Here is a 15,367-nt window from a genome sequence, read left to right on the forward strand (position 1 = left end):
GCTCGAATTTTAGTCACTTTGTTACAACAGAAGAAACTCATGCTAGCATCTTTAAAAGCACTATTTGCTTCACGCAAAGATCACTCTGGTCGCAACATCAATACTGTAATCGCTCGCCTTGCGATTCAGACCGGTTCTAACGTTCACGCTTGGTCATACATTGAGCAGGACGCAGTTTACGAAAATACCTTCAATGGTCAGAAGATCTACTCACACGAACTGGCTAGATACGCTCTTTAATACCAGCGCGATCTTCTATTCAGCCCCGTCCTTGATGGGGTTGAGTGTAGTAAAAAAGCATGTCTCGAACTAACCTTTAGCTCAGACCATAACTACTTATCTTGTTCAAGCGTAACACTATACTCATTGAACCCTACTGATTTCCAAAATCCTAGTGCACGCTTGTTGTGGGCTAATACTTCCAAACGTAACCTTTTCGACTTCCAGTACTCTCCTTTTACTGCCCTGAATGCTCTTCCTCCAAAGCCACGCTTTCGAAACTTGTCACAAATAAAAAACTGACGGATATAGACAAAATCTGTATGTTCTCGCCATAATGCATAATCAAAGATCTCGTTGTCTAACTTGAACAATGCTGCCGAATACTCATGAGTTAACCAACGTTCCATTCTAAGCAGTAGCTCTCTTTTATTCTTTAAGTACCTATGCCCTTCATCTCGGATCAGTTGCTTATTGAAATCAGCAAGAACTTCCAAGTCATCTTTTGTTGCGGTGAATATTTCCATTACCCATCCTTATAAAAACATCTTAATGTTAGATGAATTTTACTTTCGAAAAGATAACAATGCAGTACAACAGCGAATATCTCTATCACTAAAATTGGCTATCAAGTAAATTTTTGAGCGATTATTTATTCAAGAAACATCGACCGGATATAGTTATTTTTTCAATATCTACTTCAATACTCTCTGTACTATTAAGTACAAACTTCTTATTAGAAGAATAATCTAAGGTTTTACTAAACAATTCTCTAACAAAGAACGTTTCAATCACTTCTGCAAGCTCTCTAGGGTATTTAAATGCGTCATCGATGGCTGAATAATTCATTTTACCAAATACAGAAACCTCATTGTAATTCAAATCATCCTGCATGATTTCATCAACACATTTTTCATAAGAGTCAGACATTAGATCAATAAAATCGAATTTTGAGATAACATATTCATAGGGATAAACCTGAACTTCTTTTGATACGAACCGCCCAAAGTTAAGTCCATCATTATAGGTAATATCTCTAGAAAGGGTTTCAATACTATCTATTGTGATCTTCATTTAAATACTATGATTCGTCGAAGAATTGCCAAGTATCAGCGCCGTCAAAGAGCCGAACTTTAACGTCTGACGTAAAGAAACCTGGAAACATTCGATAATTAACAGCGAGTCTGGAATCAGGACCTGGAGTCGTCGATGTGTAGTGTGTGATACACCCGCATTTGCTGCATCTATTGAAGTTAATGTATTTATCACCGTGGCAATAGCTGTCTATGCCATCATGCCCTACCGACACTTCAACCGTTGCCTCAGTATAAAACCCCCAAATGGACGCATACCTTGAACAAATTGAGCAATTACAGCTCACCGCCGTCTGGTTGAACTTTTCAACCGACAACTGAACATTCCCACAGTGACAACTTCCTTTAACCATCTAACTTCTCCCTAGCCCATCTATAAACACGCCTAAAAAGCATGCTAGAAACAACACTAGCACTGTATATAAAAACAGTAAAGATTCAAATCAATTTGATATATCGGATGTATTTGCGTTAGAAACCGTAAACTTTTGTGGCACATTATTTATGAAAATACCGAAAGCTCCTTATTTTCACGAAGTCACCAACGCCAATTCATCACTCCTTGCACATAAAATTTTGGGGAGTATATGGGGCAATCTTCTTTGTCTTCAGTGGATACAGACCATCGACCATCATGAACTAACTTAAGATCGCTTGATGTCAGCTCAAGTTCAGAAAGCTTGGCTTCCCATAAACTATCTTCTTCATCATCATCTAAATCAAGCGATTCTAGTTCCTGATCATAGATCTGCATAGAGGTAATATTTGTGAGTTTCGTCAGAATAGAGATATCTGAAAACTCAGCATTGCCGCTAGCCCAAGGTGTTTCAAAACTGTAGTCCGTTATTCTTGCAACTGTCTTGCCATCTAGTTTTAAATAAGTTGGTGTTCTCAAAATGAAATGTTCCTCATACAATTTTGCTTTCGATTGTCAAATGCTACCGAATGAATGGTACACGTCGAAAGCACCACTTTTTGAATAAAGTTTAAATACGAAACTCAGAACAAAAAATGCCAAGAGTTGAAATTCATAACTCAATCAAAGCACCATAAACTCCTGACGTATGTGCTTGTCAAAGTTTTCTAATGCGTAACGAAAGGCTGTTCTAGGCATCACGTTGTGATTGGATTTCAAATAGTCTTTGACTAGTTGAGGCTCTTTTTTAGAAAGTACTTTCAGCAGCCAGCCATAGCCTTTCTGAACCAGATAATGTTCGTCTTTGAGTAGCAGATCGCTAATTTGGAACGCATTCAACCCCGTATACGAACCTTTGTTTATTGGGTAGATGAGTACCACAGCCGCCGCTCTTCTGACGGCAAAATTATCGTGCTCAACCCAACCTAGGATCTTTTCAAACAACTCATTGTGTTGCCTAACCAACTCTCCAAAGGCATGAGTACAAAAGTCGTCGCAATCGTTCCAATCGGTAATGAACGTGAAAAGCCAGCGTTCAAAAGTAGTGAATGTTTCCAATGTGTATTGGCTTTTCACCCGAAATGCCCAATCGTAAGCAATAACACCGTACGCCCAGTCTCTCTTTTCGAGCAGCTCTTCACAAACTAAAAGCACATCGTGAATATCTTTGCTTTCGAGGGTTTTGTATACCTTCGCCGAGATACCACGCACCTGACTTGTGCGCACCCTTTGGTTTGGATAGTCAACCTTGCTCAGCTCCGCCTCAATAGATTGGTATATGCTCACGAAAACTCCTTTTAAAAAAACGACATACGAACTATTGCTTCGCTTTAGGCTACCACATAATCCCATAAGACGACTCAGAGTAACGTTATGCCACGCAATCTGCATCTATCTAACTGATACGATGGCTTCGGGCACCTTTTCCCGAGTTGTCACCTGAAAAATGAAGCCAGATGTAACACGTAGTTAAACTTTAATTCATCGTGATCTTTATTCCATTAACTCCGTTTTAACGATTAACCTTTAAGGCTATTTAATATTCTTTAGAGACTGGTCTGGGAATTAATTTATCACCGTCAGACAAATACAAAAAACAAACAAAATGTGATTAAGTTAAAAGTTTATTTTTAGAAATTAATTATTTGAAATAATAATCACATTAATTAGATTCGATAGTCTTAATTCTATGACAATTTTCATTTATTTCATAAACATCTCAGTTATAAAACCAAGGTTAAGCACTAAATATCAACCAGTTAATACAAAAATAAAACAATAAAAGTGCGTAAGAAACAGACCATAATCACTAGATTGTGACATCCATCTTAATGAGATTGGAAATAAATGTAATATTTTAATGACAGACAAGTTTCGTTTTCAAACTCAAATTTTCTTTTCTTTCCATATTACTCAACAACTTAATTTCTCACTCCCTAAAATTAAGATTTCGATTTAGTTAAACTGAAAGTTAATTTCATTTTTAAAAGAAGTCCTTTAAGTGTGATCCACCTTAATAATATTTATATCTCTAGCTGTTTAAATATTGCTTTAAGCCCTCAATTCCTATGTTAAGCAAGGAGAAAACATGAAACACAGATGGTTTGCAGTATGTCTGCTTAGTAGTTTTAGTATTGGTACTTTAGCGGATACAAACTCAGCATTTCGTGTCCACCCGTATTTGCAGAACCCAACAGATAACGGGATGACAATCATGTGGCTATCGAACGAAAACTCACCAGGAGAAGTCAAATTGTGGCAGGGAAATAAGCCTGTCTCGTTCGAATCGACACCTCAGTTAGCGAAAGCACTGGAGTACTTTCCAACTGAAATCGAAAAATTTGGCAGCACTTTGCCCAACCAGAAAGCACCTTATATCCATAGCATCACGGTCACTGGGTTGGATGCGGACACTGAATACAACTACAGCGTGACTCAAAATGGTCAAACCTATAACGCGACCCTTACGACAGCGCCAAATCAGGATGGCAGTGTTCGGTTTATGGTGTACTCAGATTCTGAAACAGAGCCAGAATCTACTGGAAAAACCCGCCACTGGTCAGAACCTTTTGGTGACTTTAACAGGCAGTACATTGTTGATCAGACTGTCGGCTACCAACAGAATCTCAATGTCATAGCGGAACGAAAACCAGACTTTGTCGCCATTGCGGGAGATTTGGTTGAATCAGGCAATGAGCAGCGAGACTGGGACGAGTTCTGGCGACATAACTCTGGAGAGTTAGGTACTCTCGCATCACGTGTTCCGATTCTTCCTGCACTTGGTAACCATGAAAACTATCCGGGATCAGACGGAGGAGCGAAAGAATACGTTGAAGAGTTTTCAGCACAAGCCATCGCCCGTTATCAAGCCTATTTTGATGTACCGGACAACGGCAGTAAGCGTTCTGTATTTAAAGACCGATATTACCGTGTCGACTACGGACCTGTAACCTACATCACGATAGACACGTCTGATGGCAAAAAAGACAAGTCCAGCCAAGACACCAACTGGCGATTGTCTGGGATAAATGCCCCCGACTTCAATCCGGGTTCTGAGCAATACCAATGGTTAGAGAAACAACTGGCAGATGCCCAGAAAACCAGCCAGTTTACCTTTGTTCAGTTCCACCATGTTCCTTACTCAGTAGGGCCACATGGGTTCCCGACAGGAAGCCAGGGGTTTGAAAAAGGCGAAGACAACCAGTCTGGTGTACCCGTTCGAATACTGACTCCACTGTTCAAGAAATACGGCGTAGACGCGGTATTTGCCGGGCATGATGAAATGTACGAGCACTCGGTTGTCGAAGGTATTCATTTCTACGATGTTGGTATTGGTGGTGACGGGCTTCGTGGTCCTTACTTTGGTAAAGACGGAAAATACGATGTGCCTCTGGACAACCCGCATCAAGTCTTTCTGGCTCACCTTGACGCGCCTGAAACCTGGAAAGGCAAAAAGCTGGTTAGCGGCGGAAAGCACTATGGTCACCTTGAAGTTAACGTAAGCAAGGACACCAAAGGAATATGGTCGGCAGAAATCTCGCCAGTCTATGTCTTCCCGATCATGAATGAAGCCGGGCAAATTCAAAGCTGGGAGCGAAGAGTTTACGACGACGTAGTCACCTTAACTAACTAAAACCCACCTGTGCCAATAAAGACAAGCAACCTTTATTGGCACTTTTCTTTTATTAGATGCCCTTTTATAAGGCATTCATTCGTATTGAGCATTTTGAGAATAAGCGCATTGTGGCTCCGATATCTCGTAAGCTAAACTGAGCTTAGTAACAATAACAACTCAAATCGCAATGACCGAAACCGAAAAGCGCCGAGAAGCCATTCTGACTCATATTCAAACCCACCAGCAGGGTGATGTGAATGAGTTTGCAGCGCGGTTCAACGTTTCTAAAGTCACCATTCGCCACGACCTGAATTGCCTTGAAAAACAAGGCTGCGTTACACGTTGCTACGGCGGAGCTAGGTTAAATCGCCAGTTTGCTTTCGATCAGCCTCTCAACGACAAACAGCAAATCAACAACCGTATCAAATCGGCATTGGGGGCTTATGCAGCTAACCTGATTCAGGATGGAGACACCATTTTGCTGGACTCTGGCTCCACCACTGAGCAGATTGCTCATCATTTAAAAGGAAAGCGCAACCTTACAGTGATGACCAACGGCATCAACATCGCTTACCACCTCGCCAATCAGAATGAGGTAGACGTGATGGTTACAGGCGGAATGCTGCGCAAGAACTCCTACTCTCTCCATGGCTCTGCTGGGGAACACCTGTTGAGCGGTTATCACTTCAATATTCTGTTTGTCGGTGTCGATGGTTTTGATAAAGACGCAGGGATCAGCACACCGCATCAGGGTGAAGCCGCCATTAACCGTAGAATGCTTGAAGCGGCGCAAACCGTGATAGCCATTACCGATTCTTCCAAGTTCAATCGCCAGAGCTTCTGCTCCATCGCCCGCCCCGAAGAAATCGATATGCTGATTACCGACAGCGGAATACCTCAAGACTATCTTGAGAGCCTAAAAGACAAAGGGGTCGACGTACGGATAGTAGATATTCCGATAGAATAACCACCCATCAATTCCATCCCTTTCACTCAATTTTTTCTTTTCAGCTCGATCAGAAATCGCCCTCACTTTCATAAATTGTGATCTCACGCATGAGCCAATTCGAAATTCAATGATTGAGCGTGGTTTCAATTCGCCTTTCAGTTCTGAAACCCTAAATCCTAACGAATAAACAAAATTCCACCAGAAAAACGAAAGTCAAGGCTTTCACTTACCCTGAAACGAAAGGGTTTTCACCTCCAAAACGAAAGAAGACCTCCTGTGATCGACCTTTCATTTTTGATTCAAATTGCCTGCTGTAATGCTCCACAGAAAACAGCAACACCAGTTGGAAACTGGTGAATAACTGAGAAGGCAATGCGATGACCAGTACTGAAAGACGGCAAAAAATCATGGAGCAGATTCGTTCTCATGGCTCAGGAAAAGTGGAGACTTTTGCCAGCCAATTCGATGTGTCAACCGTGACCATTCGCCATGATCTCAATGTGCTGGAAAAAGAAGGTTGTGTGTTCCGCTGCCACGGTGGTGCAAACCTCAATCCCAATTTTGCATTCGACCAGCCACTTTACCGAAAAGACCAACTTAACCGCAGTACCAAACAGCAAATCGCCTTTGCGGCTGCACAGCTCATACAGGACGGCGAAGCCATCATTATGGATTCAGGTTCCACAATCGGGCTGATGCCACAGCACCTGACTCAAAAGAAACACCTTATCGTTTTAACCAACGCCCTGAACACGGCTTACCAACTGAGCAGCAACGAGCAAATCGACCTGCACGTGGTTGGAGGAAGCCTGCGCCGCGCTTCGTGTTCACTGACTGGACACCATGGCGAGCAGCAAATCCGCTCTTACCTGTTCGACAAACTGTTTCTGGGTGTCGATGGTTTTGACCTCGCGGCTGGCATCACCACACCAGACAGTCAGGAAGCACAAATCAACCGCACCATGTGTGATGCCGCGCGCCAAATCATTGCGGTGACCGACTCAAGCAAGTTTGGGCGCAAAAGCTTTTGCATGATTCGGGCAGCAAGCCAGATCGACATTCTGGTCACCGACAGCAACATCCCTACTGCAACTCATCAGGCATTAATCGACATGGGTGTCGACGTCATTCTCGCGGATCAAACCGTTAACTAGGAACCAATATGAAAACGCTACAGTCATTGATTGAACAACATAAACAAGGGCATTCCACTGGGATCTATTCCGTGTGTTCTGCCCACCCTCTGGTTTTGGAAGCCGCTATCAGGCAAGCCGCCAGAGACAATCAATTGGTTCTGATCGAAGCCACCTCCAATCAAGTGAATCAGTTTGGAGGGTATACAGGAATGACACCCAAAGATTTCGCCAGCCACGTTTATCAGCTTGCAAGTCAACACAACTTCCCAGCTGAAAAGATTGTGCTGGGCGGTGATCACCTTGGTCCAAACTGCTGGCAGCACCTTCCGGCTCGTCAGGCAATGGAAAATTCGGCGCAGATGATTCACGACTACGTGAGTGCCGGATTCAAGAAAATTCACCTCGACTGCTCTATGTCCTGCGCTGACGATGTTACGCCATTGAGTGAAACCATTATGGCGGAACGCGCAGCCCAGCTTTGTCTGGTGGCTGAAAATGCATGGAGGGAAACTGGCGGGGAAGCGCCTTTGTATGTGATAGGGACAGAAGTTCCGACTCCCGGCGGGGCTCTTGAATCTCTGGAACAGGAAGGGTTGGAAGTCACCAAGCCGGAAGAAGCCATCGCCACGCTAGATGCGCATTATCAGGCATTCACTGACGTAGGTTTAGAACACGTCTGGCAGCGAATTATTGGGCTTGTCGTGCAACCCGGTGTGGAGTTCGACCATCACTCAATTCACCACTACCAGAGCGACGCCGCTCAGTCGCTAAGTAAGATGATAGAGGAGCAGCCCCATCTGGTATTCGAAGCGCATTCGACCGATTACCAGAACCCAACGGCATATCACGAGCTGGTTCACGACCACTTTGCCATTCTGAAAGTCGGTCCTGCCCTCACTTTTGCTCTGCGTGAAGCCTTCTATGGTCTGGAACGTGCCGAACGGGAATGGCTTGGCAGTCATCAAGCTTCTCACCTTCGCGATACAGTAGAACAGGTGATGCGCGAAGAGCCGGACTACTGGCGCACCCACTATGCCAGCAAAGGTCATCAACAGTTTCTGGATTGCAGCTACAGCCTGAGCGATCGCATTCGTTATTACTGGACACACCCTGAGGTTCAGAGCGCACAACAGGTTTTATTTAGCAACTTACTGGCAAGTCCATTACCTCTGACATTACTCAGCCAGTATCTGCCCAATCAGGCGAAAGCCATCCTTCAAAACCAAATTCAAAATCAGCCCGCTGACATTGTCATTCACAAGATCATGGAAGTGACTCAAGTCTACTCCAGTGCGTGTTATTCCAATTCGGCGGCGTGCAAGGAGACGATTTAATGACCACATTTTTAGGCTACGAAACCGACTGGCTTGAGAGCCGAAATGGTATTCATACCGCTAGGGAAATTGAGCATCAACCGCAGCTCTGGCGGATGCTTGCAAGCCAGATAGAAGCGCAAACGGAAACCACCAGCGCTTTTCTGTCGCCTTTGTTATCGAGACCCGATCTTCGCATTATTCTGACTGGTGCGGGAACCTCTGCCTTTGTTGGCGACGCTGCGATGCCTTTCCTTCAGGAAGGATTAGGTTTTCAGGTTGAATCCATCCCGACGACCGATTTGGTTTCTAACCCGGAGCAATACATTAATCCGAATTGCCCGACGCTTCTGGTCTCGTACGCCCGTTCTGGAAACAGCCCTGAAAGTGTTGCGGCTGTGGAACTGGTCAATCAGCTCGTTCCAGAAAGCTTTCACCTGTTTTTAACCTGCAACGCAAGCGGTGCGCTGTCCCGATATGCGGACACGGTTTCCAATGCTCATTGCTTGCTTATGCCAGAAGGTTCAAATGACCAGAGCTTTGCAATGACATCCAGTTTCACCTGCATGTTGATGTCGACCCTGACCTTGCTAGGCAGTCACGCAGTAGCCCAATCTTCAGAAAAAATCAGCGCAATTGCCGATTTGTGCGAACAAAAAATCAAACAGTGGCAGGTCGCGATTAAGTCTCTGGCAGCCCTACCCTACGAGCGCTTGATTGTGCTTGGCAGTGGCGGCTTCAGCGGGTTAGCGCGCGAAGCTTCTCTGAAGTCTTTAGAACTCAGTGCCGGCGCAGTCATGACGGCTTTCGATTCTTCTTTGGGCTTTCGTCATGGTCCGAAATTCACCATCAACGACAAAGCACTGGTTATCCAGCTTTTTTCCAGTGACACCTATACCCGACAGTACGACATGGATCTGTTCAATGAGATCCGCAGAGATAAACAAGCGCTGCGTCATATCGCGATTACTGACGGCGCGTTAGACAACAGCGACGTATTCGAACTGGGGAAAACCGATCTTGGCGAAGCTTGGCTCTGCTTCCCCTACATCTTGTTCTGCCAAATGCTGGCATTTGAAAAATCCCTTCAGTTAAGGCTGGGACCGGACAACCCATGCCCGACTGGAGAAGTTAACCGTGTGGTGCAAGGCGTCACCATCCACCCATTTATCCACGGCAATAAAAGGAATTAATCATGGCAAATATCGTTTTAAGTCGAATCGACGAACGTCTGGTTCACGGGCAAGTCGGCGTGCAATGGGTTGGCTTTGCGGACGCCAATATCGTGGTGGTTGTTAATGACGAAGTCGCTGAAGACACCATTCAACAAAACCTGATGGAAATGGTACTGGCAGACGGCATCGCTATCCGATTCTGGACCGTGCAGAAAACCGTCGACACGATTCACAAAGCTGCCGACAGACAACGGATCCTTCTGGTGTGCCGCACACCCAAAGAGTTCCGCCAGCTGGTTGAGGGCGGCGTGCCCATCACCAACATCAATGTCGGAAACATGCATTACGTGGAAGGTAAAAAACAGATTTCTAAAACGGTTTCGGTGGATGCCGGAGACGTTGAAGAGTTTCAAAAACTCAAAGCGCTTGGCGTGAGCTGCACCGTTCAGGGTGTGCCGACAGAAAGCGCGACCGACCTCTTTACGCTGATTCAATAAAGGACACACAATTATGGAAATAGGATTCATACAGGCACTGATGCTTGGCATCCTCGCCTTCTTTGCTGGTCTTGATTTATTCAATGGCCTCACTCACTTCCACCGCCCGGTGGTGCTTGGTCCACTTGTCGGGCTGATTCTGGGTGACCTGCAAACGGGTATTTTGGTGGGTGGTACGTTGGAACTGATATGGATGGGGCTGGCACCACTTGCCGGCGCTCAGCCACCCAACGTTATCATCGGCACCATTGTTGGTACCACGTTTGCCATCACCACCAATGTAGAACCCAATGTCGCCGTTGGCGTTGCCGTGCCCTTTGCTGTCGCGGTGCAAATGGGTATTACTCTACTTTTCTCTGCCATGTCGGCAGTGATGTCTAAATGTGATGCGTTTGCTAAAGACGCAGACACTAGAGGCATTGAACGAGTGAACTATTTTGCGCTCGCGGTGCTTGGCTCCTTCTACTTTCTGTGTGCATTTTTACCTATCTACCTTGGCGCAGAACACGCAGGGGCTGTAGTCAGCACACTTCCTAAAGAGCTGATTGATGGCTTAGGTGTTGCTGGTGGCATCATGCCCGCGATTGGTTTCGCTGTGCTGATGAAGATCATGATGAAGAATGCCTACATTCCTTACTTCATCCTTGGTTTTGTCGCTGCCGCTTGGCTTGAACTGCCAATCCTTGCGATAGCCGCTGCCGCGACTGCAATGGCTATCATCGACTTTATGCGCAAATCAGAACCTACCCCTGTTACTGCACCAACCGAGGATCTAGAAGATGGAATCTAATGTAAGCAACGAAATTGACCTTCGCCGTCAAAACACAGGTGTGCAGCCAGCTCCGAGGGTTGCGCCAGACGAGTACGAGAACAAAGAGATTGGTGCCGAGCTGACCAAGGCAGACATCAACAAGATGGCATGGCGTTCTCTTTTACTTCAGGCTTCATTCAACTTTGAACGTATGCAGGCTTCGGGATGGTTGTATGGCTTACTCCCAGCCCTGAAAAAGATCCACACCAACAAGGCGGATCTTTCAAAAGCCATGCAGGGACACATGGGTTTCTTTAATACCCACCCTTTCCTGGTCACCTTTGTAATGGGAATTGTACTGGCGATGGAACGCTCAAAGCAGAACATCAACAGCATCCAGAGCACCAAAATTGCAGTTGGTGCACCGATGGGTGGAATTGGCGATGCCATGTTCTGGCTGACTCTACTCCCCATTTGTGGAGGCATCGGCGCAGATCTGGCGCTTCAGGGCTCCATTATGGGTGCGGTCTTCTTCATGGCTCTGTTTAACGTGGTGCATTTCGGTCTGCGTTTTGGTCTTGCCCATTACGCCTATCGCATGGGTGTTGCCGCCATTCCAGTGATAAAAGCCAACACCAAAAAAGTGGGGCATGCAGCTTCCATGGTGGGTATGACCGTTATTGGCGCTTTGGTTGCCACCTACGTTCGCCTGTCGACCACCGCTGAAATCACAGCCGGTGACGCTGTGGTCAAGCTTCAGGCTGATGTTATCGACAAACTGATGCCCGCATTCCTTCCTCTGCTTTACACCTTGGCTATGTACGCACTGGTGAAACGAGGCTGGAGCCCGCTGAAACTCATCGGCATTACCGTCACGCTTGGCGTTGTGGGTCGCTTTATGGGCTTCTTGTAAACACGTTTTTTAATCGTCAGAAGGGGCTGAGCTCTCAGCCCCACAGAGGAATAACACATGATTGCTGTCATATTGTCTGGACACGGTGGGTTTGCTTCAGGTATCGAGAAAGCGATGCTACAAATCATCGGTGACCAGCCACAATTTAAATCTATCGATTTTCCCGAAGAGGCAACCACGCCTCAGCTAGAAAGTGCCATGCGCGAAGCCATTGAAGCGATTGATACCGGCGAAGGCATCGTATTTCTGACCGACCTCCTTGGAGGCACTCCTTTCCGAACCGCTTCTCTGATCAGTCAAGAACGAGATGATATCGAAGTTGTCACCGGAACCAACTTGCAAATGGTCGCTGAAATGCTGCTTGAGCGAGACGAACTCAACCTTACTGAGTTTCGAGACCAAGCTCTGGAATGCGGTCATCGGGGTATTACCTCGCTCGAAGCGGAAATGCGCCAAAAGGCCAACCAATCAACCACGGTAGAAGAAGATGGGATCTAGTCAGTACTATCGGGCTCACCGTATCTTACATGGCAACCAGTGGTTGGAAGATAGCGTTATTGCAATCGATGAGCAGGGAGTGATTACCGCCATTGAGTCTTATGCCAATTCTGAGCATCACTCCGCCATAGATCTTGGTCAGGTCATCCTAATGCCGGGATTGATCGACACGCATGTCCATGGCGCAAAAGGGTGTGACGTGATGGATGCCAGTCACGACAGCCTGAATACCATGTCCCAATTCTTTGCCGAACAAGGCGTAACCGCGTTTGTCGCCACTACGGTTACTGCGCCACCTGCAAAGATTCGCGCGGCTTTAAAACAGGTAGCCCAAAGCAAAAAACTAGGAGTAGACGGAGCGGAGATTCTGGGCGCTTATCTCGAAGGTCCGTATTTCACTGAAAAGCACAAAGGCGCACACCCGGCTCAATGGTTCAGAGAACTGAGCATTGAAGAAATTGATGACTGGATTTCATACAGCGATAACCAATTGATTAGCTTCGCACTAGCACCAGAGAAGCAAGGCGCAATCGAAGCCATTCAATATCTTCGGTCTCAAGGTATAAAAGTCATGCTTGGGCACACCGACGCCAGTTTTGATCAGGTGCAGCAGGCATTAGACGCCGGCGCTAACGGTATCGTCCATTGTTACAACGGAATGCGTGGATTACACCACCGCGACCCCGGCGTGGTCGGCGCGGGTCTTGTTCATCCTCATTGCTATGTAGAAATGATTGCCGATGGTCACCATGTTCACCCGGTTGCGATTGATGTCGCTCACCGCTGTTGCGGTTCTCGCCTGACTTTGATTACCGATGCCATGTGCGCAGCAGGTATGCCTGACGGAGAATATCGTTTAGGGGAATACACAGTAACAATGAAAGACGGTGTTGTCACAACGGATTCCGGTGGCTTGGCAGGCAGCACGCTCAATCTCAATAGCGCCGTCAGCAATATTCAGCAATGGCTGAACGTTCCACTTGAACAAGCCTGGCTGATGGCTTCACTGACTCCCGCTCAGTCGCTTGGTATTCAAGACCAACTTGGCACTCTGGACGTTGGCAAACGCGCGTCCATGGTGGCGCTAAATTCAGATTTTTCTATTCATAAAACTTGGGTAAACGGGCGTCTCGTGTTCAATGCAGTTGCAACGCCCGATCAGGAGGCTCTATGTATCTAATATCTTCACGTGAAATGCTTAAACGTGCGCAACAAGGTGGTTACGCGGTGCCTGCATTCAACATCCATAACCTTGAGACGGTGCAGGTGATCGTCGAAACCGCTTCTGAAATGGGATCGCCTGTCATCTTAGCAGGCACACCGGGTACTTATGATTACGCCGGAACAGATTATCTGGTGAGTATTTGTAAAGAGGCAGCGCACAAGCATTTCATGCCACTGGTACTCCATCTTGACCACCACGAAGACCAGCAGGACATTCACCACAAAGTCGAGCATGGCATTCGATCTGTGATGATTGATGGTTCTCACTTCCCATTCGAACAGAACATCGAAGTTGTCCAATCCATTGTGCAGTTCTGCAACCGTTATGACGCCAGTGTGGAAGCGGAGCTTGGGCGCTTAGGCGGTCAGGAAGATGACCTTATCGTCGACAGTGCCGATGCCCTGATGACCGACCCGGCATCCGCAGCGGAATTTGTTCGCAGAACAGGGATAGATTCACTGGCAGTAGCCATAGGCACAGCACACGGAATGTATAAAGCCGAACCTAAGCTGGACTTTGTTCGGTTAGAAAAGATTCGTGCAGAAGTAGACATTCCTCTGGTACTGCACGGCGCTTCAGGTGTGCCAGACGATGCAGTAAAACGCTGTATTGATTTAGGGGTGTGCAAAGTAAACGTGGCGACAGAGTTAAAAATTGCATTCTCTGATGCAGTGAAACAGCACTTTTCCGATAACCCAGAAGCCAACGACCCACGCAAATACATCACGCCCGGCAAAGCGGCGATGAAGCAAGTCGTGATCGACAAAATCCGAATGTGCGGCAGCGAAGGAAAGCTCTAAAGCTTTTACTTTCAGCCAACCTATTTTAAACACCCTCCCCCTATTAGGTGTTGATACCTGAGTCACCTACCCCAGATCGAAGCTTATCTACCGGGTTACTCGGATATACAGGGGCTGAACTTTCAGCCCCTATTTTTTGGCTTCAGATATCATTTTTCGAATCCTTCACGCACTATAAACACGAAATTAATACGCCTTCTGAAATACTCCCTTGGATCGAGGTCCTCCTACGATTTCATATGAAGTTTTAACGCGAGTACATGCGGTATCAACGCCGTATTTTCAAAGTATTGGACGTGGAAATCTAAGACCTTCATTCGAGATTGACATGACAAACTTCGATTAATATATTGACGGCTTGAACGACCTTCCATGATCAAGGTCGGTCCTCAGTACCGGTTCAAAATGAACTCGTCCAAGCCCTTAATTTTGAGCATCCTCTAAGATAACTTGTACGGATACTTTTCCGGTATATCAGGTGTTTTGAAAGCTGCTGTTTAACCTGTATCAGTTGGCAAATGTTGTGCGTAGCAGTTTTGTGGTATCGCTCTTCAATAAAAATAACGAAATGTAATAGTGTGGAGAAATACGATGAGTCATTGGACAGATTTTTTCCCTTACGTCGCCATGGCGTTCAAGGTTATCGTTTTATTAATCGGCGGATACTTCGCCATCAAGTGGCATTTTGACCAAGACAGGAAGTTAAAGAAAAAAAGAGAACAAGAAAAGCTGAACCAAGAGCAGTAACCACCCTTCTTTAATTTAC

The 15,367-nt window shown here is 46.1% G+C and carries 18 protein-coding genes; 13 read left to right on the forward strand and 5 right to left on the reverse strand.

The annotated features are described in order from the left end of the window. The first annotated feature begins 39 nt into the window (after nucleotides 1-39). A complete protein-coding gene (locus tag QMG91_RS11875; RefSeq protein WP_004400703.1) occupies nucleotides 40-240 on the forward strand; it encodes a hypothetical protein in 201 nt (66 codons plus the stop codon). Between the two features lie 92 nt (nucleotides 241-332). Here QMG91_RS11875 and QMG91_RS11880 read toward each other — a convergent pair whose 3' ends face one another. From QMG91_RS11880 to QMG91_RS11900, 5 genes are all read right to left on the reverse strand, one after another. After that, a complete protein-coding gene (locus QMG91_RS11880; RefSeq protein ID WP_281826670.1) occupies nucleotides 333-746 on the reverse strand; it encodes a GNAT family N-acetyltransferase in 414 nt (137 codons plus the stop codon). 121 nt (nucleotides 747-867) lie between these two features. Beyond that, nucleotides 868-1,293, reverse strand: a complete 426-nt coding sequence (locus tag QMG91_RS11885) for a hypothetical protein (RefSeq protein WP_022601323.1) — start codon at nucleotides 1,291-1,293, stop codon at nucleotides 868-870. 7 nt (nucleotides 1,294-1,300) lie between these two features. Further along, on the reverse strand, nucleotides 1,301-1,666 hold the full coding sequence (locus tag QMG91_RS11890) for a GFA family protein (protein WP_281826672.1): 366 nt from the start codon (nucleotides 1,664-1,666) through the stop codon (nucleotides 1,301-1,303). Between the two features lie 185 nt (nucleotides 1,667-1,851). Then, complete coding sequence (locus QMG91_RS11895; RefSeq protein WP_281826674.1) at nucleotides 1,852-2,208, reverse strand: hypothetical protein; 357 nt, start codon at nucleotides 2,206-2,208, stop codon at nucleotides 1,852-1,854. A gap of 144 nt (nucleotides 2,209-2,352) precedes the next feature. Continuing rightward, nucleotides 2,353-3,015, reverse strand: coding sequence for a DNA alkylation repair protein (locus tag QMG91_RS11900; RefSeq protein WP_281826675.1), 663 nt, complete (start codon nucleotides 3,013-3,015; stop codon nucleotides 2,353-2,355). 802 nt (nucleotides 3,016-3,817) lie between these two features. Between QMG91_RS11900 and QMG91_RS11905 the strand changes: the two genes are divergently transcribed. From QMG91_RS11905 to QMG91_RS11960, 12 genes are all read left to right on the forward strand, one after another. Then, nucleotides 3,818-5,362: a purple acid phosphatase family protein gene (locus QMG91_RS11905; protein ID WP_281870036.1), complete on the forward strand. Its 1,545-nt coding sequence runs from the start codon at nucleotides 3,818-3,820 to the stop codon at nucleotides 5,360-5,362. A gap of 169 nt (nucleotides 5,363-5,531) precedes the next feature. After that, nucleotides 5,532-6,311, forward strand: a complete 780-nt coding sequence (agaR, locus tag QMG91_RS11910) for a transcriptional repressor AgaR (RefSeq protein ID WP_281826679.1) — start codon at nucleotides 5,532-5,534, stop codon at nucleotides 6,309-6,311. 359 nt (nucleotides 6,312-6,670) lie between these two features. Continuing rightward, complete coding sequence (agaR, locus tag QMG91_RS11915) at nucleotides 6,671-7,447, forward strand: transcriptional repressor AgaR (RefSeq protein WP_281826681.1); 777 nt, start codon at nucleotides 6,671-6,673, stop codon at nucleotides 7,445-7,447. Nucleotides 7,448-7,455: 8 nt separating this feature from the next. Continuing rightward, entirely contained in the window at nucleotides 7,456-8,763 is a 1,308-nt protein-coding gene (locus QMG91_RS11920) for a D-tagatose-bisphosphate aldolase, class II, non-catalytic subunit (RefSeq protein ID WP_281826683.1), read from the forward strand. Continuing rightward, the gene (locus QMG91_RS11925) at nucleotides 8,763-9,935 is read left to right on the forward strand and encodes an SIS domain-containing protein (protein WP_281826685.1); all 1,173 of its coding nucleotides are present in this window, start codon (nucleotides 8,763-8,765) and stop codon (nucleotides 9,933-9,935) included. The genes QMG91_RS11920 and QMG91_RS11925 overlap by 1 nt, the downstream gene beginning before the upstream one ends. Nucleotides 9,936-9,937: 2 nt before the next feature. Then, entirely contained in the window at nucleotides 9,938-10,414 is a 477-nt protein-coding gene (gene agaV, locus QMG91_RS11930; protein ID WP_022550138.1) for a PTS N-acetylgalactosamine transporter subunit IIB, read from the forward strand. 13 nt (nucleotides 10,415-10,427) lie between these two features. Beyond that, on the forward strand, nucleotides 10,428-11,204 hold the full coding sequence (agaW, locus tag QMG91_RS11935) for a PTS N-acetylgalactosamine transporter subunit IIC (RefSeq protein WP_004400443.1): 777 nt from the start codon (nucleotides 10,428-10,430) through the stop codon (nucleotides 11,202-11,204). Further along, nucleotides 11,194-12,078: a PTS N-acetylgalactosamine transporter subunit IID gene (gene agaE, locus QMG91_RS11940; RefSeq protein ID WP_281826689.1), complete on the forward strand. Its 885-nt coding sequence runs from the start codon at nucleotides 11,194-11,196 to the stop codon at nucleotides 12,076-12,078. Before agaW ends, agaE begins: the two co-directional genes overlap by 11 nt. 57 nt (nucleotides 12,079-12,135) lie before the next feature. Further along, nucleotides 12,136-12,576, forward strand: a complete 441-nt coding sequence (agaF, locus tag QMG91_RS11945; RefSeq protein WP_022599131.1) for a PTS galactosamine/N-acetylgalactosamine transporter subunit IIA — start codon at nucleotides 12,136-12,138, stop codon at nucleotides 12,574-12,576. Continuing rightward, nucleotides 12,566-13,756, forward strand: a complete 1,191-nt coding sequence (nagA, locus tag QMG91_RS11950) for an N-acetylglucosamine-6-phosphate deacetylase (RefSeq protein ID WP_281826692.1) — start codon at nucleotides 12,566-12,568, stop codon at nucleotides 13,754-13,756. Before agaF ends, nagA begins: the two co-directional genes overlap by 11 nt. Continuing rightward, entirely contained in the window at nucleotides 13,747-14,601 is an 855-nt protein-coding gene (locus tag QMG91_RS11955; RefSeq protein WP_281826694.1) for a tagatose bisphosphate family class II aldolase, read from the forward strand. Before nagA ends, QMG91_RS11955 begins: the two co-directional genes overlap by 10 nt. Nucleotides 14,602-15,192: 591 nt before the next feature. Then, on the forward strand, nucleotides 15,193-15,348 hold the full coding sequence (locus QMG91_RS11960) for a hypothetical protein (RefSeq protein WP_004400448.1): 156 nt from the start codon (nucleotides 15,193-15,195) through the stop codon (nucleotides 15,346-15,348). Nucleotides 15,349-15,367 lie beyond the last annotated feature (19 nt).

Origin of the sequence: Vibrio nigripulchritudo (assembly GCF_027924785.1) — a bacterium.
Taxonomy (GTDB): Bacteria; Pseudomonadota; Gammaproteobacteria; order Enterobacterales; family Vibrionaceae; genus Vibrio; species Vibrio nigripulchritudo.

Coding starts and splice junctions, on each gene's coding strand:
- agaE (WP_281826689.1), top strand. CDS start 11,194: ATGGAATCTAATGTAAGCAACGAAATTGACCTTCGCCGTCAAAACACA.
- agaV (WP_022550138.1), top strand. CDS start 9,938: ATGGCAAATATCGTTTTAAGTCGAATCGACGAACGTCTGGTTCACGGG.
- QMG91_RS11925 (WP_281826685.1), top strand. CDS start 8,763: ATGACCACATTTTTAGGCTACGAAACCGACTGGCTTGAGAGCCGAAAT.
- QMG91_RS11885 (WP_022601323.1), bottom strand. CDS start 1,293: ATGAAGATCACAATAGATAGTATTGAAACCCTTTCTAGAGATATTACC.
- QMG91_RS11890 (WP_281826672.1), bottom strand. CDS start 1,666: ATGGTTAAAGGAAGTTGTCACTGTGGGAATGTTCAGTTGTCGGTTGAA.
- QMG91_RS11880 (WP_281826670.1), bottom strand. CDS start 746: ATGGAAATATTCACCGCAACAAAAGATGACTTGGAAGTTCTTGCTGAT.
- agaR (WP_281826679.1), top strand. CDS start 5,532: ATGACCGAAACCGAAAAGCGCCGAGAAGCCATTCTGACTCATATTCAA.
- QMG91_RS11955 (WP_281826694.1), top strand. CDS start 13,747: ATGTATCTAATATCTTCACGTGAAATGCTTAAACGTGCGCAACAAGGT.
- QMG91_RS11875 (WP_004400703.1), top strand. CDS start 40: ATGCTAGCATCTTTAAAAGCACTATTTGCTTCACGCAAAGATCACTCT.
- nagA (WP_281826692.1), top strand. CDS start 12,566: ATGGGATCTAGTCAGTACTATCGGGCTCACCGTATCTTACATGGCAAC.
- agaW (WP_004400443.1), top strand. CDS start 10,428: ATGGAAATAGGATTCATACAGGCACTGATGCTTGGCATCCTCGCCTTC.
- QMG91_RS11960 (WP_004400448.1), top strand. CDS start 15,193: ATGAGTCATTGGACAGATTTTTTCCCTTACGTCGCCATGGCGTTCAAG.
- QMG91_RS11905 (WP_281870036.1), top strand. CDS start 3,818: ATGAAACACAGATGGTTTGCAGTATGTCTGCTTAGTAGTTTTAGTATT.
- agaF (WP_022599131.1), top strand. CDS start 12,136: ATGATTGCTGTCATATTGTCTGGACACGGTGGGTTTGCTTCAGGTATC.
- QMG91_RS11920 (WP_281826683.1), top strand. CDS start 7,456: ATGAAAACGCTACAGTCATTGATTGAACAACATAAACAAGGGCATTCC.
- agaR (WP_281826681.1), top strand. CDS start 6,671: ATGACCAGTACTGAAAGACGGCAAAAAATCATGGAGCAGATTCGTTCT.